At 71.5% G+C, this 20,621-nt stretch carries 21 protein-coding genes and 1 tRNA gene; 8 read left to right on the top strand and 14 right to left on the bottom strand.

Annotated elements, in window-relative coordinates; all coding sequences use genetic code 11:
* Positions 1 to 300: 300 nt before the first annotated feature.
* Positions 301 to 1,119, bottom strand: coding sequence for an oxidoreductase (locus L2C96_RS42345; RefSeq protein ID WP_237340085.1), 819 nt, complete (start codon positions 1,117 to 1,119; stop codon positions 301 to 303).
* Between the two features lie 70 nt (positions 1,120 to 1,189).
* Between L2C96_RS42345 and L2C96_RS42350 the strand changes: the two genes are divergently transcribed.
* Complete coding sequence (locus L2C96_RS42350) at positions 1,190 to 2,095, top strand: LysR family transcriptional regulator (protein WP_020420317.1); 906 nt, start codon at positions 1,190 to 1,192, stop codon at positions 2,093 to 2,095.
* Positions 2,096 to 2,326: 231 nt separating this feature from the next.
* Here L2C96_RS42350 and L2C96_RS42355 read toward each other — a convergent pair whose 3' ends face one another.
* The 6 genes from L2C96_RS42355 to sp36 all read right to left on the bottom strand — a co-directional run bounded on the left by L2C96_RS42355 (position 2,327) and on the right by sp36 (position 6,430).
* The gene (locus L2C96_RS42355) at positions 2,327 to 3,088 is read right to left on the bottom strand and encodes an MBL fold metallo-hydrolase (protein WP_237340086.1); all 762 of its coding nucleotides are present in this window, start codon (positions 3,086 to 3,088) and stop codon (positions 2,327 to 2,329) included.
* Complete coding sequence (locus L2C96_RS42360; protein ID WP_237340087.1) at positions 3,085 to 3,849, bottom strand: NUDIX hydrolase; 765 nt, start codon at positions 3,847 to 3,849, stop codon at positions 3,085 to 3,087. Before L2C96_RS42360 ends, L2C96_RS42355 begins: the two co-directional genes overlap by 4 nt.
* A gap of 54 nt (positions 3,850 to 3,903) precedes the next feature.
* On the bottom strand, positions 3,904 to 5,073 hold the full coding sequence (locus L2C96_RS42365) for a hypothetical protein (protein ID WP_020420314.1): 1,170 nt from the start codon (positions 5,071 to 5,073) through the stop codon (positions 3,904 to 3,906).
* 34 nt (positions 5,074 to 5,107) lie between these two features.
* The gene (locus L2C96_RS42370; protein WP_017985507.1) at positions 5,108 to 5,728 is read right to left on the bottom strand and encodes a hypothetical protein; all 621 of its coding nucleotides are present in this window, start codon (positions 5,726 to 5,728) and stop codon (positions 5,108 to 5,110) included.
* A complete protein-coding gene (locus L2C96_RS42375; RefSeq protein ID WP_017985508.1) occupies positions 5,728 to 6,183 on the bottom strand; it encodes a RidA family protein in 456 nt (151 codons plus the stop codon). Before L2C96_RS42375 ends, L2C96_RS42370 begins: the two co-directional genes overlap by 1 nt.
* An 85-nt stretch (positions 6,184 to 6,268) precedes the next feature.
* On the bottom strand, positions 6,269 to 6,430 hold the full coding sequence (gene sp36 / locus L2C96_RS42380) for a Sp36 family protein (protein WP_017985509.1): 162 nt from the start codon (positions 6,428 to 6,430) through the stop codon (positions 6,269 to 6,271).
* A gap of 72 nt (positions 6,431 to 6,502) precedes the next feature.
* Here sp36 and bagA point away from each other — a divergent pair, with 72 nt between their 5' ends.
* Positions 6,503 to 7,507, top strand: coding sequence for an ATPase BagA (gene bagA, locus L2C96_RS42385; RefSeq protein WP_017985510.1), 1,005 nt, complete (start codon positions 6,503 to 6,505; stop codon positions 7,505 to 7,507).
* On the top strand, positions 7,507 to 8,622 hold the full coding sequence (gene bagB / locus L2C96_RS42390) for an ATPase BagB (RefSeq protein WP_237340088.1): 1,116 nt from the start codon (positions 7,507 to 7,509) through the stop codon (positions 8,620 to 8,622). Before bagA ends, bagB begins: the two co-directional genes overlap by 1 nt.
* On the opposite strand, the gene L2C96_RS42395 is transcribed toward bagB, so the two are convergent.
* Complete coding sequence (locus tag L2C96_RS42395) at positions 8,619 to 8,906, bottom strand: WhiB family transcriptional regulator (protein ID WP_020420312.1); 288 nt, start codon at positions 8,904 to 8,906, stop codon at positions 8,619 to 8,621. The two genes, bagB and L2C96_RS42395, sit on opposite strands and share 4 nt — an antisense overlap.
* A 212-nt stretch (positions 8,907 to 9,118) precedes the next feature.
* Between L2C96_RS42395 and L2C96_RS42400 the strand changes: the two genes are divergently transcribed.
* The 3 genes from L2C96_RS42400 (at position 9,119) to L2C96_RS42410 (ending at position 12,417) form a co-directional block, all read left to right on the top strand.
* Positions 9,119 to 11,281: a transglycosylase domain-containing protein gene (locus tag L2C96_RS42400; RefSeq protein WP_237340089.1), complete on the top strand. Its 2,163-nt coding sequence runs from the start codon at positions 9,119 to 9,121 to the stop codon at positions 11,279 to 11,281.
* A 61-nt stretch (positions 11,282 to 11,342) separates the two neighbouring features.
* On the top strand, positions 11,343 to 12,314 hold the full coding sequence (locus L2C96_RS42405) for a metallophosphoesterase (protein ID WP_020420310.1): 972 nt from the start codon (positions 11,343 to 11,345) through the stop codon (positions 12,312 to 12,314).
* A gap of 29 nt (positions 12,315 to 12,343) precedes the next feature.
* Positions 12,344 to 12,417: transfer RNA gene (locus tag L2C96_RS42410), tRNA-Pro, on the top strand.
* Positions 12,418 to 12,840: 423 nt separating this feature from the next.
* Here L2C96_RS42410 and L2C96_RS42415 read toward each other — a convergent pair.
* Positions 12,841 to 13,587: a class I SAM-dependent methyltransferase gene (locus L2C96_RS42415; RefSeq protein WP_237340090.1), complete on the bottom strand. Its 747-nt coding sequence runs from the start codon at positions 13,585 to 13,587 to the stop codon at positions 12,841 to 12,843.
* 38 nt (positions 13,588 to 13,625) lie between these two features.
* On the opposite strand from L2C96_RS42415, the gene L2C96_RS42420 reads away from it, so the two are divergent.
* Positions 13,626 to 15,455 carry a prolyl oligopeptidase family serine peptidase gene (locus L2C96_RS42420; protein ID WP_237340091.1) on the top strand — a complete coding sequence of 610 codons (1,830 nt, stop codon included), beginning with the start codon at positions 13,626 to 13,628 and terminating at the stop codon, positions 15,453 to 15,455.
* Here L2C96_RS42420 and gad read toward each other — a convergent pair.
* The 4 genes from gad to L2C96_RS42440 form a co-directional block, all read right to left on the bottom strand.
* Positions 15,452 to 16,843: a glutamate decarboxylase gene (gene gad / locus L2C96_RS42425; RefSeq protein ID WP_020420307.1), complete on the bottom strand. Its 1,392-nt coding sequence runs from the start codon at positions 16,841 to 16,843 to the stop codon at positions 15,452 to 15,454. The two genes, L2C96_RS42420 and gad, sit on opposite strands and share 4 nt — an antisense overlap.
* A gap of 64 nt (positions 16,844 to 16,907) precedes the next feature.
* Positions 16,908 to 17,384, bottom strand: a complete 477-nt coding sequence (locus tag L2C96_RS42430; protein WP_017985518.1) for a Dps family protein — start codon at positions 17,382 to 17,384, stop codon at positions 16,908 to 16,910.
* Between the two features lie 31 nt (positions 17,385 to 17,415).
* Positions 17,416 to 17,835, bottom strand: a complete 420-nt coding sequence (locus tag L2C96_RS42435) for an organic hydroperoxide resistance protein (RefSeq protein ID WP_020420306.1) — start codon at positions 17,833 to 17,835, stop codon at positions 17,416 to 17,418.
* A gap of 65 nt (positions 17,836 to 17,900) precedes the next feature.
* A complete protein-coding gene (locus tag L2C96_RS42440) occupies positions 17,901 to 18,443 on the bottom strand; it encodes an NADPH-dependent FMN reductase (protein WP_020420305.1) in 543 nt (180 codons plus the stop codon).
* Between the two features lie 125 nt (positions 18,444 to 18,568).
* Here L2C96_RS42440 and L2C96_RS42445 point away from each other — a divergent pair, with 125 nt between their 5' ends.
* Complete coding sequence (locus tag L2C96_RS42445; protein WP_020420304.1) at positions 18,569 to 19,615, top strand: alpha/beta hydrolase; 1,047 nt, start codon at positions 18,569 to 18,571, stop codon at positions 19,613 to 19,615.
* A 62-nt stretch (positions 19,616 to 19,677) separates the two neighbouring features.
* On the opposite strand, the gene L2C96_RS42450 is transcribed toward L2C96_RS42445, so the two are convergent.
* Entirely contained in the window at positions 19,678 to 20,184 is a 507-nt protein-coding gene (locus tag L2C96_RS42450; protein ID WP_027936205.1) for a hypothetical protein, read from the bottom strand.
* Positions 20,185 to 20,621 lie beyond the last annotated feature (437 nt).

Consider the following 20,621-nt stretch of genomic DNA (forward strand, 5'->3'; position numbering starts at 1 on the left):
GACTCGGCATCACCACAACCTAGCCTGGCACCGAATTAACGACTCAAGACACTAGAGCGCCGTGACCTGAGACGTTGCGGATGCTCAGGGGGGTAAGGCTGCCAGGGCGTAGGCGAATTCGGAGCAGGGTGCGGCTTCGCCGTTCGTCCAGGGACAGCCGGGTTTGGTGAACCGGCGGCGGCACCCGATGACGACACAGGACACGGCCGACGGTGGGGGCCACCAGCCCGAGCTGCCCGGCGAGAAACACCGCACCCCGATGGCACCGCTGCTCGTCCACGACCTCACGAGTCACGACGCCTAGAGCGCCGTCGAGCGGCTGACCTCTTCCCACGTGTCGAGGTCGGCGCGCAGTGCGGCGTGCTTGCGGCGCAAGGCCTCCACCGCGTCCGCGCCCAGCGCGAGTCGCAGTGGGGGCTTTTCGGCGTCCAGCACCCGCACGATCGCCTGCGCGGCCTTCGCCGGGTCGCCGGGTTGCGTGCCGTCCATGGTGTCCACCGCGGCTCGGGTCGGCAGGTCGCGGTAGGCCTCGATCTCCCGCGACCGGTGCATCCGCGCGCCGCCGAACTCGGTGCGGAACGCGCCCGGCTCGACGATCAGCACCCGGACCCCGAACGGCTCGACCTCCGCGGCCAGCGCCTCGGACATCCCCTCCAGCGCGAACTTCGCCGCGCAGTAGGCGCCGAACCCGGGCATCGACAGCTGCCCGCCAATCGAGCTGATCTGCACGATCGCGCCGCTGCCCTGCTCACGCAGGTGCGGCACCACCGCCTTGGTGACCGCGACCGCGCCGAAGAACATGACCTCCATCACCGACCGCAACTCGTCCATCGTGAACTCCTCGACCGCGCCGACCGACCCGTGACCGGCGTTGTTCACCACGACGTCGATGCGGCCGAACTCGCGCAGCGTCGCCCGCACGGCCTCCGCCACCTGTGCCGGGTCCGTCACGTCGAGCGCGTGCGTGCGCACCCGGTCGCCGGCGAGGTCGGCCAGCTGCTCGGGCCGCCGCGCGGTCGCCATCACCCTGTCCCCGGCCGCCACCGCCGCGCGGACCAGCTCCCGCCCGAAACCCGCGGAGCACCCGGTGATCAGCCAAACCCGTTCCGTCCTCGTCATGCCACCAGCCTCACCAAGATCACCCGGAGCGTCCAACACGCGTTTCCGCCCGCGGCTACAGTCAACACCTGTGAGGCTTCCCGAGCTGCGACAACTGCGGTACTTCGTCGCGGTCGCCGACGAGCTGAGTTTCACCGCCGCCGCCAGGCGGCTCGGGATCGCGCAGCAGTCGCTGTCGCAGCAGATCACCGTGCTGGAGCGCAGCCTCGGCGCCCGCCTGCTCGACCGGGACAGCCGCGGCACCCGCCTCACCGACCTCGGACGGCAGTTCCTGCCGGAGGCGAAGGCGGTGCTGGACCGCGCCGAACAGGCCGTGACGACCCTCGCCAGGGCCGGGCGCGGCGAGGTGGGCGAGCTGACGGTGGCCTTCCTCGCGAGCACCGCGAACTACCTGCTGCCGCCGGTCGTGCGGGCCTTCCGCGAGCGCTATCCGGACGTGCGGCTGACCACCGAGGACACCTCGGTCGCCACCCTCGTCGACGGGCTGCGCGACGGCCGATACGACGCCGCGTTCAGCCGTCCGCCGCTGGTGGACGGGCTCGCCGCGCGCACGCTGGCCGTCGAGGAGGTGTGCGCCGTCCTGCCGGAGGGCCACCCGCTGGCCGATCGCGCGTCGCTGACGCTCGCCGACCTCGCGGACGAGCCGTGGGTGCTCACCGAGCGCGGTTCGTGGCCGCCGTGGCACCGCAAGTACGACGAGGACTTCCGGCGGGCCGGCTACGAGCCGAACGTCGTCCAGCGGGCCGGCAGCGTGCAGAACCTGCTCGGCCTGGTGGCCGCCGGGGTGGGGGTGTCCCGGCTGGCCCGCTCGGCGCACAGCCTGCGCCGCACCGGGGTGGTGTTCGTGCCGCTGGCCGGTGAGCAGGCCTCCACGCAGGTGCTGTGGCTGCCGGACGCGGACAAGCCGGCCCTGCGCCGCCTGCTCGAAGTGGTCACCGAGCTGGCGGCGCGGACCGACCTCACGCAGTCCGGTTAGAGCGGATTTCGAAGCGGCGGAGCCGCTTGGAGTGGGCCGTGCGCTGACACCGCCGCGGGTCTGAACGGGCAGAGCCGCGCGGAGCGCGTCCGTTGAGGGTGGCGGTGGGCGACGGGTGGGAGGTTCCTGGCGAGGACAGCGCCGACGTGGTGTATCGGCATACATGAGAAGGCGATCCCACAGCCAGGGGCCGCCTCAGGTTCCGCCACCCGCACCGCCACGCAAGCCGCGTCAACCTCTCCTGAGGTACTCCAGCTGCGCCTTGACGCTGTGCTCGGCCGGCGCCCAGAGCGCCCGGTCGACGTCGGCGTAGACGACCTCCACCACCTGCCGCGCGGTGGCGTCCGCGCCCAGCTTGTCCAGCGCCGCCCGGACCTGGTCCAGCCGCTGCTCGCGGTGGTCCAGGTACTCCTGCGCGATCACCCGCAGGTCGGCCATCTCCGGGCCGTGGCCGGGCAGCGTGAGCAGCCCGGACGGCAGGTCGACCAGCCGCCGCAGGGAGTCCAGGTAGGAGCCGAGGTCGGTGAGCACCGTGGTGCCGCGACCGAGGATCGTGTCGCCGGTCAGGACCTGGTCCCCGACGCGCAGGCACACCGAGTCGTCGGTGTGGCCGGGCGTGTGCAGGACCTCGATGTCCAGGCCCGCCGCGGAGATCACGTCACCGTCGGCGAACGGGTCCGCGTCCCGGCACAGGGCCGCGTCGAAGGCCCGCACCGGCGCCTGCACCCGCTCGGCCAGCCACGGCGCGCCCTCGGTGTGGTCGGGATGGTGGTGGGTGAGCAGGATCATCGCGACCGGGCCCTGCTCGGTGAGCAGCGGCAGGTGATCGAGGTCCTCGTACCCGGGGTCCACGATCACGCACTCGGCCGAGCCGGGCGCCCGCAGGATCCAGGTGTTCGTGCCGTCCAGCGTCATCGTGGACGGGTTGTTCTCCAGCACGACAGCCGCGGAAGGCGAGACCTCGCGGCGCACGCCGTAGGCGGGGTGGCTCATTCCGCGACCACCCGGATCACGTCGCCCTCGCGGATCAGCTTCGGGATGATCGCCTCGACCGTCCGCTCCGCGGCCAGCGCCTCCGCGGCGGTGCCGAACGAGGCCAGCTCGGTGAGCGTGTGCCAGGTCGGCGGCATCAGCATGCTGCGGCCTGCCTCGGCGTCGGCCAGCGCGTCGGCAGGCCGCCACCAGCCGGACGACTCCGCCTCGGTGGTCTTGCCGTCGGCGTCCTGTCCCGCGGGCAGGATCGCGGCGAAGAAGCGGGTGTCGTAGCGGCGCTTCTCCTGCACCGGGGTGATCCAGTGCGCCCACGGGCGGAGCAGGTCGGAGCGCAGGGTGAGCCCCTCGCGAGCCAGGAAGCCGGCCAGCGACAGCTCCCGCGACACCAGCTCGTCCCGCGCGCCCGCGTACCGGGCGGTGTCGGTGACGACCTCGTCCGCGGTGCCTGCCAGCAGCACCCCGGACTCCTCGAAGGTCTCCCGCACCGCCGCGCACACCAGGGCGCGCGCGACCTGCTCGGTCCCGTTGAACCAGCCGGCCCAGTCCGCGGCGGGCGGACCGGCCCAGGCGATCGTCGCGTCGGCGTCGCGCTGGTCCACCCCGCCACCGGGGAAGACCGTCATGCCCGCGGCGAACGCCATCGCCGCCACGCGCCGCTGGAGGAAGACTTCGAGACCGTTCACGCCGTCCCGCAGCAACAGCACCGTCGCCGCGTCGCGGGGCACGGCCGGTTCGGCCGGCTCCGCGACGGAGAAGTTCATGCTCCCCGGGATCCGGAAATCAAGTTGCACCACATGACGCAACTTACGTGGGAATCACGAGCCGGAGAAGCCGTCGACCCAGCGCGGGTCGTCCTCGGACCGGCTCGAACCGTTCGCCCGCACCTTGGCGGCCTCGGCGCGCTCCCGCTCGGCGAGCTCGGCGTGCAGCTCACGCAGGAGCTGGCGGTCGCGCTCGGACAGCTGCGGGTCGTTGAGGTCGAGCTCCGGGATCTCGATCACTTCACCCGGGCCGATCGTCGCCGAGGCCACGGCTCTGGGCTTCTCGCCGTCCTCCGCCGCCAGCTGCGCCCGCAGCTGGGCGACCTCCTCGGACGTCATGTCCATCGTGTTCTCCACGCGGCTGGGCTCGGGGCCCTCCTCGCGCGGCTTGAACACGTGACCCGGCCCGCTCGGGGACGCGACGACCTCGGTGGGCTCGGTTTCCGCTGCCGCTTCGGTGGTGGTGGTCTCCTCCGCGGCCGGAGGTTCGGGCTCCTCGGGCTCGTCCCCGGCCGCGACCGTGGCGTGCGCCACGTGACGGCCGGAGCCCTGGCGCTGCGCCGGCGCCGTGGGAGCGGACGACGGGACGGCCCCGCCGGAGAGCCACACCGCGGTGGCCGCGGTGAGCGCCTGCTCGTGGTAGCGGGAGCGCTCGGTGGACGGCCCGGTGACCTCGACGACCGACCGGATCCCGGCGCGCCGCAGAGCGGCGTCGATGCGGTACGCGGCGGCAGGCGGGTTGCCCTCCGGGCCGATCTCGACGAGCACCACGCGCTGCGGCAGCGGGCCCGGCACGCTGCCGGCCGGGGTGTTGCGCCACACCGCGTGCACCGACCGCAGGTCCGGCAGCACCTGCAGGGTGCGGTCGAGCGCGTCGGCGATACCGTGCTCGGGCTGGTTGTCACCGGTGAAGCGGTGCAGGACGCCGGTCTCGGCCTCCGGGTCGTTCACCACCAGCTGGTCGGCGAGCGTCGCGTCGGACCGCGTCAGCTCCAGCACGAGTGCCAGCTCGTGCCGCTCCGCCTCGCGGACCGGCAGCCTGCCCGCGATCAGCGCGCCCGTGGTCAGCTCGGCGGCCTCGTCGAGGCGCGCTCGCGCGATCAGCTCGCGCGCCTCCGACAGCAGGCTGTCGTCCAGGCGTCCTGCCAGACCCAGCAACAGGTTGTGCAGGCGCAACGGCACCGCGAACCCGTCGCCCGCGATCCCGTCGTGGACGTCCACCATCTGACTTTCTCCCTCCAGCTCGGCAGGAGTGCCGTTACGCGGCGACGAGCCGGTTCCCGGTGTCCACCGCACCGACGCAGACGAGCTCGGAGCTCGCCAGTGCGGCCTGGTGGTACTCCGGCAGCTCGAACCGCGGCGGCATCACCTCGACGCTGGGTTCCTCGTCCCCCAGCACCCGCAGGACCCGCTGCAGCTCCCCGGTCAGCCTCGGCAGCCCCGACAGGGCCGTGATCAACAGCACGCGCTTGGATTCCTCCCCCGTGCGCTGACGCCAGCTCTGCCGCACCTCGCCGACGTCCGGCCGACCCCGCAGGGTGGCGTGGACCAGCGCGGACACCGAGTCAACCGAGTTCACCTGATCGGGTGCACTCGGGGTGAATGTGTACCGGTTCTCGCCGACCTCGTCCACCCCCAGGGTCGAACTCACCTGGTGCCAGTCCGCGCCGTGGGGCACGAGGCCCGCCACGAGCAGGCGATACTCCGGCTGGTCGAGATCGATGTTGTGCTTGAGCAACGTGCGCGGCAACGTTCGAGCCAAGGTCGACATCGCGCCCTCGCCCAGCCAGTCCCGGTAGCGCCACAGCAGCCGGTCGGGCATCCGCCCGGCCAGCCGCAGCAACAGCTCGTGGCACGCGGCCTCGATGTCCGGGTCCATCAGCTCACCTCGACAATCAGTTCGACCTCGACCGGTGCCCCCAGCGGCAGCTCGGCCACACCCACCGCCGAGCGGGCGTGCGCGCCCGCGTCGCCGAAAATCTCGCCGAAGAGCTCCGACGCGCCGTTGATCACGGCGGGCTGACCGGTGAAGCCCTCCGCGGACGCGACGAACCCGACGACCTTCACGATCCGGACGATCGACTCGAGACCGACGAGCGCGTCCACCGCCGCGATCGCGTTCAGCGCCGCGGTCCGGGCGTGGCGCTTGGCCTCCTCCGGGCTGACCTCGGCCCCGACCTTGCCGGTCGCGGCGAGCTCGCCCCCGACGAACGGCAGCTGGCCCGACGTGTAGACCATCGACCCGCTGCGCACGGCAGGCACGTAGGCGGCCACCGGCGCGGCGACGCCCGGCAGCTCGATCCCCAGTTCGGCCAGGCGGTCGCCCCAGCTCATGCCGCCTCCTCTCCGGACGCGGCAAGCCGCGGCAGTAGCACCACGTCGGCGAGCATGGTGCTCGATGATTCGGTCGCAAGCTCCCTCATGCCTTGGCCCGCTTGAGGTAGGCGACGTGCTGCTCCCCGCTCGGGTTCGGCAGCACGGTGACCAGCTCCCAGCCGTCCTCGCCCCACTGGTCGAGGATCTGCTTGGTCGCGTGGATCAGCAGCGGAACCGTGGCGTACTCCCACTTCGTGGCGCTCATGGGGGCCAATCTAGTGGTGATGGGAAGCTCTCCTCGCGGCGGCAGCGTGATCGCTGGCTTACGCTGGATCGTGTGAGCACACCCCTGGCCGGATGGACCGACGAGCTCGCCCGCGCCCGGTTGCACTTCGTCACCGGCAAGGGCGGCACCGGCAAGACGACCATGGCCGCGGCACTCGGGATCGCGCTGGCCAGCCACGGACGCCGGGTGCTGCTGGTCGAGGTCGAGGGCAGGCAGGGGTTCGCCCAGCTCTTCGACACCGAGCCGCTGCCGTACGCGGAGCAGCGGATCGCGGCGGTGCCCGGCGGCGGTGAGCTGCGGGCGCTGCACATCGACGTGGAAGCGGCGCTGCTCGAGTACTTCGAGATGTTCTACAACCTGGGCTTCGCGGGCCGGACGCTGCGCCGGATGGGGGCGATCGAGTTCGCCACCACGCTCGCGCCGGGCCTGCGGGACGTGCTGCTCACCGGCAAGATCAAGGAGTGCGTCGGGCGGACCGGCCCGGACGGCAGGCACGTCTACGACGCGGTCGTGGTCGACGCGCCGCCGACCGGTCGCGTGGTCAAGTTCCTCGACGTCACCAAGGCGCTGACCGACCTGGCGAAGGCGGGCCCGATCCGCGGCCAGGCCGAGGGCGTGGTGCGGCTGCTGCACTCCGAGGAGACGGTCGTGCACCTGGTGACCCTCCTGGAGGAGATGCCGGTGCGCGAAACCGTGGAGGCGGTGGCCGAGCTGGACGGCGCCGACCTGCGGCCGGGCGCCGTGCTGGTCAACCGGGTGCGGCCGCCGCGGCTGCCCGCCCGGTCGATCTCGCCGGCCGCGGACGGGCGGGTGGACGCCTCGCGGGTGCGCAGCGGGCTGGCCTCGGCCGGGCTCGAACTGCCGGACGCCACGATGGACGCGCTGGTCGCGGAGACCGTCGAGCACGCGATCCGGCTCGCCGCCGAGCAGCGGGCGCGGGAGCAGCTCGCCGAGGCGGACCTGCCGACGCTGGAGCTGCCGGAGGAGTCCGGCGGCATCGACCTCGCCGCGCTGTACGACCTCGCGGAGTCGCTGACCGACCAAGGGGTGCGCTGATGACCGAGCGGCTCGACGTCGACGCGCTGATCGACGACCCGACGAGGCGGATCGTCGTGTGCTGCGGTTCCGGCGGGGTGGGCAAGACCACCACCGCCGCGGCGCTGGCGTTGCGCGCGGCCGAGCGGGGCCGCCAGACGGTGGTGCTCACGATCGACCCGGCGCGGCGGCTGGCGCAGGCGCTCGGGCTGCGGGAGCTGGGCAACCACCCGCGGCAGGTGTCGGTCGCCGGCTTCGAGCCCAAGGGCGAGCTGTGGGCGATGATGCTCGACATGCGGCGCACCTTCGACGACATGGTGCGCACCCACGCCGGTCCGGAACGCGCCGAAGCGCTGCTCGCGAACCCCTTCTACCAGACCATTTCCACGTCGTTCTCCGGCACGCAGGAGTACATGGCGATGGAGAAGCTGGGCCAGCTCGCGGCCACCGACGAGTGGGACCTGATCGTCGTGGACACCCCGCCGAGCCGGTCCGCGCTGGACTTCCTGGACGCGCCGAACCGGCTGTCCAGCGCGCTCGACGGGCGCATGATCCGTTTGCTCACCGGCCCCGCGAAGGCCGGCGGCTGGGGTCTGCGGAAGGTGGTCAGCACCGGGTTCTCGATCTTCGCGAAGGCCGTGTCGACGATCATCGGCGGCCAGCTGCTCGCCGACGCGTCGGCGTTCATGCAGGCCTTCGACAGCATGTTCGGCGGGTTCCGGGAACGCGCCCGCAAGACCGCCGAGCTGCTGCGCTCGGAGGGCACGTCGTTCCTGGTGGTGGCCGCGCCGGAGCCGGACGCCCTGCGCGAGGCGAGCTATTTCGTCGAGCGGCTGGGTGGTGAGAGCATGCCGCTGGCCGGGCTGGTCGCGAACCGGACCCACCCGGTGCTGGCGGACCTCTCGGCGACGGCGGCGCTGTCCGCCGCCGAGAAGCTGGAGTCGACCGCCCCGCTGGCCACCGCGGTGCTGCAGCTGCACGCCGACCGGGTGGCGCTGGCGGAACGCGAGAAGCGGCTGCTGGCGCGCTTCACGCGCGCCCATCCCGGAGTCCCCCTCGTCGAGGTGCCCGCGCTCCCCAGCGACGTGCACGACATCGGCGGACTCCGGGAAATCGGCGAACGGCTGGCGTCCTAGGACGCCTCCACGAAGTCCTTCCGCGCGGAGTCCAGCAGCTCCGACCAGGATTCCACCTCGGGGCGCCGTCGCAGCAGGGCTCGGCGTTCCCGTTCGGTCATCCCTCCCCAGATGCCGAAGCTAATGCGGTTGTCCAGCGCCTCGGCGAGGCATTCGGTGCGCACCGGGCACCCCATGCAGACCAGTTTCGCCCGGTTCTGGTCCGCTCCCCGCACGAACAGCTCATCCGGATCCGCGTCCCGGCAGAGGGCGCGGACGCGCCAGCTCTGTGGTGTGGATTCCATCCCCCAAGCTCCCCTCGTGATGTGCCTGCTCACCCGGAGCCTCCCCGGCTCCGCACTACGTGAGACGTTGACGGACTGTAGAGGCCGACGGTTCCCGCCGCCAAGAGCCCGATGGAAATTCGTTACCGGAATACGTCGCGAGCCCGGCGTTCCCGTGGTATTCAGGCGACGCGGCGCGGCGGGGTGACGCCGGTTCCCACTACTCTGGCAATGTGCGCAAGACGGATGGTCTGTTCAAACTGCTCGGCCTGTGCCTGCTCGCGGGAATCCTCGTCGCCGGGGTGCTGTTCCCCGTGGTCGGCGCCGCGGGGGTGGCCTCCAACAGGGCGAGCGAAACGGTCGACAGCATGTCCGCCGAACTCGCGAACGTCCCGCCGCCGCTGGTCACCACGATCACCGATTCGGCGGGCAACCAGATCGCCACGCTGTACGACCAGTACCGCATCCCCACCGCCAGTGACGAGATCAACGAGGCCATGAAGTGGGCCCTGGTCTCCACCGAGGACCGGCGGTTCTACGAGCACCACGGCGTGGACTGGAAGGGCACGCTGCGCGCCGCGCTGAGCAACAGCGCGGGCGGCGACACCCAGGGCGCCTCGACGCTCACCCAGCAGTACGTGAAGAACTACCTCATCAACGTGATCTACCGGGACGACCCGGTCGGCCAGCAGAAGGCCCAGGAGCAGTCGATCGCCCGCAAGCTGAAGGAAGCGCGGATCGCGATCCAGCTCGAGAACCAGATGAGCAAGGACCAGATCCTCACCAGCTACCTCAACGTCGTCGAGTTCTCGCGCAAGATCTACGGCGTCGGGGCGGCCGCGCAGGCGTACTTCAACACCACCGCGGACAAGCTGTCGGTCACCCAGGCCGCGCTGCTCGCCGGCATGGTCAACAACCCGCCGTTCTACGACCCGTGGAGCCACCCGGACCGCGCCACCGAGCGCCGCAACCTGGTGCTGGACCGCATGGTGGACAACCTGAAGCTGTCCAAGGCGGACGCCGAGCGGATGAAGACCGAGCCGCTGGGCGTCGTGCCGGGCGGGCCGTCCAAGCCCGCGTCCAACTGCGTCGGCGCCGGGCCGGAGAACGGGTTCTTCTGCCAGTACGTCGAGGACTACCTGCTGTCGCACGGCATGGACAAGGACGACCTCTACACCGGCGGCTACACCATCCGCACGACGATGGACCAGCGCGCCAACCACGAGGCGAAGATGTCCGCGCAGACGCAGGTCAGCAAGACGCAGAAGAACGTGGCGAACGTGCTGTCCCTGGTGCGGCCGGGCAAGAACCGGCACGAGGTCGTCGCGCTGGCCGCGAACCGCGACTACGGCACGGACGCCAGCGCGGGCCAGACGACGTACGCGTTGCCGTCGGGCGTCTACAACACCGGTGGCGCCGGGTCGAGCTACAAGATCTTCACCTCGGCGGCGGCCATCCAGAACCGCGTGATGGGCATCTACGACACCATCGAGGTGCCGAACTTCTACGTGTCCAATGTGTTCACCGGTGGCGCCAGGGGGCGGTGCCCGCTCGTGGCGCAAGGGACTTATGCGTACTGCCTGGGCAACGCCACCGACTACGAGGGCGGCACGCGGACGATGACGCTGCAGCAGGCGCTGCAGACCTCGCCCAACACGGCGTTCGTCATCCTCGAGGAGCGCACCGGCATGGGGCCGATCGTCGACATGGCCAGCAAGCTCGGCCTGCGCGAGACGATGTCGCGGAACCTCGGTGGTGGCACGGTGAAGCCGGAGTCGAAGAACGCCGGTGAGAACAAGACGCAGACCGCGTTCTTCGGGCCGACGGACAAATCGCCCGGCCAGGGTTCGTTCACCCTCGGCGTGTCGGCGACCAGCAACCTGGAAATGGCGAACGTCGCGGCGACCATCCTCAGCGGCGGCGTGTGGTGCCCGCCGACGCCGATCGCGCAGGTGCAGGACCGCGACGGCAAGCCCATCCCGATCAGCGAGCAGCCGTGCGAGCGGGTCATGGACGAGGCCGCGGCCAACAGCCTGGCCCAGGGCATGAGCAAGGACGACCTGCCCGGCGGCACCGCCGCGGCGGCGGCCGCCCAGGTCGGCTGGAACCGGCCGATGATCGGCAAGACCGGAACCACCCAGAGCAACGGCTCCGCGGCCTTCATCGGCGGCACCCCGCAGCTCGCCGGCGCCGCGATGGTCTTCCGGCCGGAAGGCGGCAGCGGCGGCCTCTGCGACGGCGGTCCGGGCAACGTCTACACCTGCGGCGAAGGCAACATGTTCGGTGGCAAAACCCCGGCGCGCACCTGGTTCGGCGCGGTGAGCAAGATCCTCGGGCCCAACGACCCGATCCTGCCGCTACCGCCGTCCGACCCGCGCTACGAACGGGTCCGCTGACGCACCGCCCCGGGCACTCGCCGGTGCCCGGGGCACCCCGCCGACCCGTATCCTGGGCTGCGTGAGCACGGTCCGTGACAGCCAGAAGCTGACAGCCAAACGCCTCGCCGCCGGGACGGTCGCTCTCGGGGCCGCCGCGTTCGGGTACGCCTCCGGCATCGAGCGGCGGCACTACGTGCTCCGCACCGCCGAGCTGCCCGTACTGGCGCCCGGCGCCCAGCCGATGCGCGTCCTGCACATCTCCGACCTGCACATGCTCCCCGGGCAGCAGGCCAAACAACGCTGGGTCGCCGCGCTCGACCGGCTCGAACCCGACCTGGTCGTCAACACCGGCGACAACCTCGCCCACCCCAAAGCCGTGCCCGCCGTCCTGCGCGCCCTCGGCCCCCTCCTCGAACGGCCCGGCCTGTTCGTGTTCGGCAGCAACGACTACTACGCGCCCAAACCCAAGAACCCCGCCCGCTACCTCATGCCCCGCGGCAAGAAGAAGCGCATCCACGGCCGGAAACTCCCGTGGCGCGACCTGCGGGCCGCCTTCCTGGAACACGGCTGGCAGGACCTCACCCACGTCCGGCACACCCTCACCGTCGCCGGGCAGACGGTGTTCGCCGCCGGCCTCGACGACCCCCACCTCCGCCGCGACCGCTACGGCGAGATCGCCGGCCCCGCCGAACCCGCCACCCTCCGCCTCGGCGTCACCCACTCACCCGAACCACGCATCCTCGACCCCTTCGCCGCCGACGGCTACGACCTCGTCCTGGCCGGCCACACCCACGGCGGCCAGCTCCGCATCCCCGGCATCGGCGCCCTCGTCACCAACTGTGAGCTGGACCGCAGCCGCGCGCGAGGCGCCTCCCGCTGGGGCGCCCACATGTGGCTCCACGTCTCCGCCGGACTGGGCACCTCCCCCTACGCCCCGGCCCGCTTCGCCTGCCCACCCGAAGCAACGCTGTTGACCCTGGTAGAACGCGGCCGGACCACGGCGAACACAACCAAGGCCACCCCCCGCAAATCCCCCCGCGCCATCCGCTAAACTCTTCTTCGACCCGCTAAGCAGTACATCGGGGTGTGGCGCAGCTTGGTAGCGTGCCTCGTTCGGGTCGAGGAGGTCGTGGGTTCAAATCCCGCCACCCCGACGGAAGATCCGGAGATCCCCTGTCCGCCGAAATAAGGCGGACAGGGGATCTTCCTTTGTGTTCTCTGGGGGTCGAACCCCCAGACCCCCGCCAGGGGGCAAGCCCCCTGGACCCCCCGCGGCGAAGCGCGGGGAGATCGGGTGCCGCGCGTCGCGTGTGGCGCGTGTCGCGGGGCGACATCCGCGCCCGTGGGCGCGCACCACCTCCATACCGGCGGCCGTGTGCGTGGCTGGGCCCACTCCACCAACCACACCCCCTCCGGACCCGATCCCCAGCCTTCTTCGGTTGGTGGGGTGTTGGGTCAAGGCACGCTTTCCCGCCTTGACGCGACGCCCCGCCAATCGAACAATCGAGATCGGGGCAGGTGGGGGTGCCGGGGCGTAGCGGAGCGAAGCCGGCGCCCTCCACGAACCCGCGTAGCGGCTACTTGACCGCCAAAAGCTCAACCCAGTACTGCGCGAATTCGCCGTCGCCGCCGTGGGACCAGGCCCAGGCTGAGCGTGCGGCGGAGGCCAGTTGGTCCCGCTCCAGCGGGGAGGCGCTCAGGGCGGCGTCCAGGCGGGCCTCCACGTAACGCGCCAGCTGCCGGTAGCTCATGTCCGAGCGGAAACGGCCGTGCGTGCGGATGTCGCGGAAACCGGCGGAAGCCACCCACGACGCGACGTGCTTGCCGGCGAACGGGTCGCCGCCGGCTCGCCGTCTCAACAGGTAGTGACCGCGTAAGGCCGCGGCCACGTTCGCGGTGCCGGGGCGCAGGCGGGCGCGCGACCAGTCCGAAGTGGACAGCGCGACCGTCCCGCCGGGGCGCAGGACCCGGCGGATCTCCGCCAGCGCGTCCACGGGACGGGCCAGGTGTTCGAACAACGCGTGCGCGAACACCAGGTCCACGCTCTCGTCCGCCACTGGCAACGCGTACACGTCCCCGGCCATGAACTCCACTTTGGACGATTCCGGGAACTGGCCCGGCTCGCGGTCCACGCCCAGCACGTTGCCCCGTCCGGCGATCGTCGCGAAGCCCGCGGTGATCGTGCCGGGTCCGCACCCCACGTCGAGCACCCGCATGCCCGGCCGCAGCAGTCGCAACACGTATTCGGCACGGTCGGCTGCGGTGCGTGACGCCATGACCGACAGCGCGTCCTGCTCGAACCCGGGCGCGTATCCCTCCAGCACACGCACACGGTACGGGCAGGAGCTGGCAGGATCGAGGGGTGACCACTCAGCACCCGCCCGCGAACATCCCCGACCGCCTCTTCGACGACCCCGAGGCCGAGGCCCGCTGGCGCGCGCGGTTCCACGCCCCGCGCGTGTCGGTGCCGGACTGGTCCCTCGACGCGCCGGACCGCAACATCTACGTCTCCAACGCCAGCGGCGTCTGGGAGGTCTACTCCTGGGACCGCGCCACCGGCGAGCACCGCCAGGTCACCGACCGCCCCAACGGCACCCTGCACGCCACCACCTCGCCCGACGGCAGCGCCATCTGGTGGTTCAACGACACCGACGGCGACGAGTTCGGCACCTGGATGCGCCAGCCCTTCGACGGCGGCCCCGCCGAGCCCGCCCTGCCCGGCGTGCACGCCGGCTACCCGGCCGGGCTGGAGATCGGCCACCGCATCGTCGCCAGCGGCGTCTCCACCGACGACGGCAGCGAGCTGTTCGCCACCCGCGACGGGCAGACCACCCGCTTCTACTCCCATGAGCAGGACGCCGGCATCGCCGCGCTGTCCCGCGACGAGACGCTGCTCGCGATCTCGCACGCCGAGCACGGCGACTCCCGCCACCCCGCGGTCCGCGTCCTGGACACCACGGGCTTCAACACCGTCGCCGACAAGTGGGACGGCGAGGGCAAGGGCCTCACGCCGCTGGAGTTCTCGCCCGTCGCCGGCGACCAGCGGCTGCTCGTCCTGCACGAGCGCCGCGGCCGCGAGGAGCTGCTGATCTGGGACGTCGCCGCGGACACCGAGCGCGAGCTGGACCTCGGCCTGCCCGGCGAGGTCGTCGCCACCTGGTACCCGAAGGCCGACGCGCTGCTCGTCGTGCACTTCCACGAGGCACGCAGCAGCCTGTACCGCTACGACCTGACCACCGGCGAACTGTCCGCTGTGGACACGCCTCCCGGGCGCATCGGCGGCGCCGGGGTCCGCCCGGACGGCACGATCGAGTACTCCTGGTCCAGCGCCGCAGAGCCGGCCGTCATCCGGGCCCGCGCGACCGACGGCGCCGACACCGTGCTGCTCACCCCGCCCGGCGACCCCGCGCCCGGTTCGGCGCCGGTCACCGACGCGTTCGTCGAGGGCGCGGGCGGCCGCATCCACGCGCTGGTCGCCCGCCCTCTGAACGCGCCGGACGGGCCGCTGCCCACGGTGTTCACCCTGCACGGCGGCCCGCACGCGGCCGACGAGGACCGCTTCTCCGCCTACCGCGCGGTGTGGCTGGACGCCGGGTTCGCCGTCGTCGAGGTCAACTACCGCGGCTCGACCGGCTACGGCTCGGCCTGGCGCGACGCGATCGAGGGCCGCCCCGGCCTGACCGAACTGGAGGACGTCGCCGCGGTGTACGACTGGGCCGTCTCCAGCGGCCTGAGCGACCCGGCGCGGATGGTCGTCTCGGGCGCCTCCTGGGGCGGCTACCTGACCCTGCTCGCCGTGGGCACCCAGCCGGACCGGTGGGCGGCCGGGGTGGCGAGCGTGCCGGTGGCCGACTACGTCGCCGCCTACGAGGACGAGATGGAGCAGCTGCGCCAGTTCGACCGGGCGCTGTTCGGCGGGTCACCGGAGGACGTGCCCGCCGTGTACCAGGAGTGCTCGCCGCTCACGTACGTGGACGCGGTGAAGGCGCCGCTGCTGGTGCTGGCCGGCGACAACGACCCGCGCTGCCCGATCCGGCAGATCGAGAACTACCTGGAGCGGCTGGCCAAGCGGGACCTGCCGTACGAGTTCTACCGCTACGACGCGGGCCACGGTTCGCTGGTGATCGCCGAAACGATCAAGCAGACCGCGGCCGAGGTGCACTTCGCGATGAAGGCGGTCGGCCTGGCCTAGTGGTGGAAGGCCGTGCTGGTGGCGGGCTTGTGCTGGGGCCGGTCCTGCTCGGCGAGTTCGGGCAGGACCCGCTGCAGGTCCTCGACCAGCAGGTCGGCCAGGTCGTGCGTGAAGCCGTTGCGGCAGACGATCCGCAGCACGGCGAGGTCGGTGCGGTTCTCCGGGAACGTGTAGGCGGGCACGAGCCAGCCGCGTTCCCGGAGCCGCCGCGACACGTCGAACACGTCGAAGCCGGTCACGTCGTCACGGGTGGTGAACGCGAACACCGGCAGCTGGTCGCCGCGGGTGAGCAGCTCGAACGGCCCGAGCCCGGCGATCCGGTCGGCCAGCCGGGTCGCCACGTCCCGGCAGGCCTGCTGCACGACCCGGAAGCCCTCGCGGCCGAGGCGGACGAAGTTGTAGTACTGCGCCGCCACCTGGGCGCCCGGCCGGGAGAAGTTGAGCGCGAACGTCGGCATGTCGCCGCCCAGGTAGTTGACGTTGAACACCAGCTCGGACGGCAGCGCGTCGCGGTCCCGCCACAACACCCAGCCGACGCCGGGGTAGACCAGTCCGTACTTGTGCCCGGAGGTGTTGATCGAGGCGACCCGGGGCAGGCGGAAGTCCCACTCCAGGTCCGCGTCGAGGAACGGCGCGATCATCGCCCCGGACGCGCCGTCTACGTGCACCGGGATGTCCCAGCCGCGCTCGGACTGCACCCGGTCCAGCGCGGCGGCGATCTCCGCGACCGGCTCGTAGCTGCCGTCGAAGGTGGAGCCGAGGATCGCGACCACGCCGATCGTGTTCTCGTCGCAGCGCGCGACGGCCTCCTCGGCGGTGAGGTGGAAGCGGTCGCCCTCCATCGGCACCAGCCGCGGCTCGACCTCCCAGTACTCGCAGAACTTCTCCCAGCAGACCTGGACGTTCGCGCCCATCACCAGGTTCGGCCTGCCGGTCCGGCCCAGCTTGCTCCAGCGCCGCTTGAGCGCCATCCCGGCGAGCATGCACGCCTCGGACGAGCCGGTCGTGGAGCAGCCCATGACGGCCTCCGGGTCCGGCGCGTGCCACAGGTCGGCCAGGATGCTCACGCAGCGGCGCTCGAGCTCCGCGGTCTGCGGGTACTCGTCCTTGTCGATCATGTTCTTGTCGGCGCAGTCGGCGATCAGCTCGCGCGCCTGCGGCTCCATCCACGTGGTGACGAACGTCGCCAGGTTGAGCCGCGCGTTCCCGTCGAGCATCAGCTCGTCCCGCACCACCTGCAGCGCGGTGTCGGCGGGCAGGGTCTCCTCGTTCAGCCGGCTGCGGGGCGGCGTGTAGGTCGCCGCCAGCGCCGGATTCGTCACCGCGTGCAGCGGGTTGCTCCCGCCCGGCCGGTCGTCGGCTCCCTGTTTGCCCGCGTGCAGCACCATGAGCCGAATCTAGCCCGGAAAACGGGCCCCGGAGCGCATTCCGGGGCCCGTTCGTGAATTCGGGTCAGGCGGTCTGCGCCTGCCACATCCAGTGGGCCTTCTCCAGCTCGTGCGTGATCTCGATGAACAGGTCCTGGGTGACCAGGTCGCTCTTGTCCGTCTCGTCGATGCGCTTGCGCATGCGCTGGATCAGGTCGGCGAGGATCGCCACGATGTTCTCGATCGTGGACTCGACGCTCTGCCAGTTGTCCGGGTAGTCGGGCAGGCCGGAGCTCTCCACGACCGTCTTGGCCTTGCCGTTCGGCGAGATGCCGATCGCGTTGGCCCGCTCCGCGACCTCGTCGACGTAGTTCCGCGCGGTGCTCACCAGCTCGTCGAGCTGGAGGTGGACGCTGCGGAAGTTCGACCCGACGACGTTCCAGTGCGCCTGCTTGGCGATCAGCGACAGGTCGACCAGGTCGACCAGCGCTGCCTGCAGCGCGTTACCGGTGATTTCCTTGTCAGCCGGGCTGAGCGGGCTCTGGATGGGTGCGTTCGCCATCGAAAAAATCCTCCTTGTCGACAACTCTTGGTCAGGTCGTCGCGGTGATCTCGACCTGGATGTTTCCCCTGGTGGCGCGAGAATAAGGACACACCTGGTGGGCCTGCGCCGCAAGTTCGCCCGCCTTGTCCTGCTCCAGGCCGGGCAGGTGGGCCACGAGCTTGACGGCCAGTTCCAGGCCGTCGCCGTTGCGGCCGATGCCGACCTCGGCGGTGACGGCGGAGGAGTCCACCCCCACGTCGGCCTTGCGCGCCACGAGCTGCAGGGCGCTGTGGAAGCAGGCGGCGTAGCCCGCGGCGAACAGCTGCTCCGGGTTGGTCATCTCGCCGCCCGGCCCGCCCATCTCCTTCGGCACGGCCAGGCGTTCGTCGATGACGCCGTCGGAGGAGGTGACCTCCCCGTTCCGACCGTCACCGCGGGCGGTCGCGACCGCTGTGTAGACCGGTTCCACGTGTTCCCCTCCGCCGACGGCAGGTGTCAGCGGGTGGATACCCCGTGGCCGGGAGGACGAATCCTCTAGCGGCGGCGGGCGAAGTCCACGACCTGCCGCCCGATCAGCTGCAGCGTCCGCACGGCCTTCTCCTCGGAAGCGCCGCCGACCTCGTCGAACTTGACCTCGGCGGAGTTGATCGACCCGCCGAGTGGCGTCGGCCACCCGCGCAGGGCGTGGGTGATGGTGCGCAGCTGGTCGAGGGTGGTCACCGCGGCCTGCCAGCCGTAGGCGACCGCGGCGAGCCCGACCGCGCGGCCGTCCAGGTAGGGGCGCTCGTCGGGCCGCAGGTCCTCCACGTAGTCCAGGGCGTTCTTGATCAGCCCGGACAACGCGCCGTGGTAGCCGGGCGAGACGATGACCAGCCCGTCGGCCCGGCGGATCGCCTCGACCAGGCGCACCGCCTGCGGGGTGCGCTCGGTGATCGCGGAGTCGTAGAACGGCAGCACCAGGTCGTCGCCGGTCAGGGCGAGCGTCTCGGCCCCGGCCGCGGCCGCGCTGTCCAGCGCGATGCGCATGGCGCGCTCGGACTGGGAGCCCGGGCGCAGGGAACCGCCGATACCGACCACATTGACCGCCGCACTAGTCACGCGTTCGAGGCTAACCCCTCCACCTAAGTGGAGGACCAGCATTTGGGACGGAGGCGGCCGTCACACCTACCCAACTCGCCTACCCGTGAGTAACCTCTGTCCCCATGGCGACCTCACTGCGGAGCCGCGCCGAAGCCGTCGCGGCTCAACTGATCTTCGGGCTCCCGGAGCCCCTGCGCCGGTTGATCGCCGGGCGCCCGATCCGGCTGGACGGGCAGGAGCTGGCGCTGGACGCCCAGCTGCTGCTTCGGCTCCAGCAGCTGAACCGGGTCACCATGAGCGCGGGCACGCCAGAAGTCGCCCGGCAGCGGATCATCGACTCGGGCCCCCTGGTCAGCGGCAAGCCGATCGAGCCGGTGCGCACGCAGGAGATCGTGATCCCGGCCGAGCACGGCCCGCTCCCGGCGACGCTCTACGTGCCGGACGGGCTGCCGTCGCCGTCGCCGCTGCTGGTGTTCTTCCACGGCGGCGGCTGGGTGGTGGGCAGCCGCGCGAGCCACGACAACACCGCGCGTTACTTCGCCAAGCACGCGGGCGTGCGGGTGTTGTCGGTCGAGTACCGGCTCGCGCCCGAGCACCCGTTCCCGGCGGCGCCCGAGGACGCCGTCGCCGCGTTCGACTACGCCCACGCGAAGGCGGCCGACCTGGGCGTGGACCCGGACCGGATCGCGGTGGGCGGGGACAGCGCGGGCGGCAACCTCTCGGCGGTGGCCGCCCAGGTGACGACCGCGCGAGGCGGCCCGGCACCGGCGTTCCAGCTGCTGCTCTACCCCGGCGTGGACGCGAGCACGCGGCGCCGGTCGCGGGACATCTTCGGCAGCGGCTTCTTCCTCACCGACACCGACATGACGTGGTTCATCGACCACTACGCGCCGGCGGGCGTGGACCGCACCGATCCGCGGTTGTCGCCGCTGCTCACCGAGGACTTCACCGGGCTGCCGCCTGCCTACATCGCCACCGCCGGGTTCGACCCGTTGCGCGACGAGGGCGAGGAGTACGCGGCCAAGCTGCGGGACGCGGGTGTGCCGGTCACGTTGAGCCGCCAGCGCGACCTGATCCACGGTTACGTCAACTTCCTCGGCGTCGGCAGGCGGTTCCGGGAGGCGACCTCGGAGGCGGCCGGCGCGCTGCGAGTCGGACTGCGGGCGTAAAAAGACCGGGATCCGATGTGGACGTCCACATCGGATCCCGGTCCCCCCTGCCGGATTGCTTGTCAGGCCACCGGAACCGGCACCGGAACCGGGAGCGGCGGAGCGGAGCCGAGCAGCGACGCGAGCAGGCCCGTCACTGTCTTGAGCAGATTCTTGAGCAGGTTGCTGACGATGTTCAGCGGCGGCGGCAGGTCCGGGATGTCCGGCACCGGAGGCAACTGGCGGACCTCGCCCGCCTTCGAGGGATCGGCCAGGATGCGGCTCGCCTCGGCGGCGTAGTCGTTGCCGGTGGCGGCGGCCTGTTGCGCGTCGGACTGGATGGTGTACTTCTGCCCCGCGGCGAGGTCGCCGAGCACCGGGCTCATCTGGCCGAGCGAACGCTGGGTGGCCGGCACGTCTCCGGCGTAGGCCGCCCTGGCGAGCTGGTCACGCAGCTGGAGGACCTGTTCCGCGGCGGCCTGCGTGCTGGACGTCCCCTTGCCCCCAGCCGCGGCGACGCCTGCCCCGGACACCGCCAGCACGCTGCCGGCCACCGCCACAGCGATGATCCGGGCGAATTTGCCTAACATCTCCCTACCTCCTGGCCTCGGTGGACCTGTCAGGAAAATGCGTACCCGCCGTGTTGATCTCCCACCACTCGGCGCCCGAAGACGACGGTTTCCAACGCTCACGTGGCGAATTCGAGTGCGGACTTGAGACCCGCATCTGATGAACAAGGCCTTCGCCCGTTGATCAAGATCTTGACGACCGGGATCGCGCAGCGTGACCACGTCACCCGCACGCACCCCAAACTCACTCAACCAGATGCAAAACAAGCCCCACCCAACAACCGCCGCCCGGCAACGGAAGCAAGCCGACCACCCCAACCAGACCTCCCCCGCCCCCGATCCACAGCCGATCTTTAGTCGCCGATCAGCGGGGTCAAGGCACGCTTTCCCGCCTTGACGCCGTTGCTCGGCGACTGAAACACAATCAGGCATCGGGGGCGGGGGTGGTCGGAAGGTGA

The organism is Amycolatopsis tucumanensis (assembly GCF_021654135.1).
GTDB lineage: Bacteria > Actinomycetota > Actinomycetes > Mycobacteriales > Pseudonocardiaceae > Amycolatopsis_E > Amycolatopsis_E tucumanensis.

Bases quoted from the DNA above. Each gene is read 5' to 3' on its own strand.
- L2C96_RS42360 (WP_237340087.1), bottom strand. From the start codon at position 3,849: ATGAACTTCTCCGTCGCGGAGCCGGCCGAACCGGCCGTGCCCCGCGAC.
- L2C96_RS42430 (WP_017985518.1), bottom strand. From the start codon at position 17,384: ATGGCGAACGCACCCATCCAGAGCCCGCTCAGCCCGGCTGACAAGGAA.
- L2C96_RS42355 (WP_237340086.1), bottom strand. From the start codon at position 3,088: ATGAGCCACCCCGCCTACGGCGTGCGCCGCGAGGTCTCGCCTTCCGCG.
- sp36 (WP_017985509.1), bottom strand. From the start codon at position 6,430: ATGAGCGCCACGAAGTGGGAGTACGCCACGGTTCCGCTGCTGATCCAC.
- L2C96_RS42370 (WP_017985507.1), bottom strand. From the start codon at position 5,728: ATGGACCCGGACATCGAGGCCGCGTGCCACGAGCTGTTGCTGCGGCTG.
- L2C96_RS42450 (WP_027936205.1), bottom strand. From the start codon at position 20,184: ATGTTAGGCAAATTCGCCCGGATCATCGCTGTGGCGGTGGCCGGCAGC.
- L2C96_RS42395 (WP_020420312.1), bottom strand. From the start codon at position 8,906: ATGGAATCCACACCACAGAGCTGGCGCGTCCGCGCCCTCTGCCGGGAC.
- L2C96_RS42345 (WP_237340085.1), bottom strand. From the start codon at position 1,119: ATGACGAGGACGGAACGGGTTTGGCTGATCACCGGGTGCTCCGCGGGT.
- gad (WP_020420307.1), bottom strand. From the start codon at position 16,843: ATGGTGCTGCACGCGGGCAAACAGGGAGCCGACGACCGGCCGGGCGGG.
- L2C96_RS42375 (WP_017985508.1), bottom strand. From the start codon at position 6,183: ATGAGCTGGGGCGACCGCCTGGCCGAACTGGGGATCGAGCTGCCGGGC.
- L2C96_RS42445 (WP_020420304.1), top strand. From the start codon at position 18,569: ATGGCGACCTCACTGCGGAGCCGCGCCGAAGCCGTCGCGGCTCAACTG.
- bagB (WP_237340088.1), top strand. From the start codon at position 7,507: ATGACCGAGCGGCTCGACGTCGACGCGCTGATCGACGACCCGACGAGG.
- L2C96_RS42365 (WP_020420314.1), bottom strand. From the start codon at position 5,073: ATGGTGGACGTCCACGACGGGATCGCGGGCGACGGGTTCGCGGTGCCG.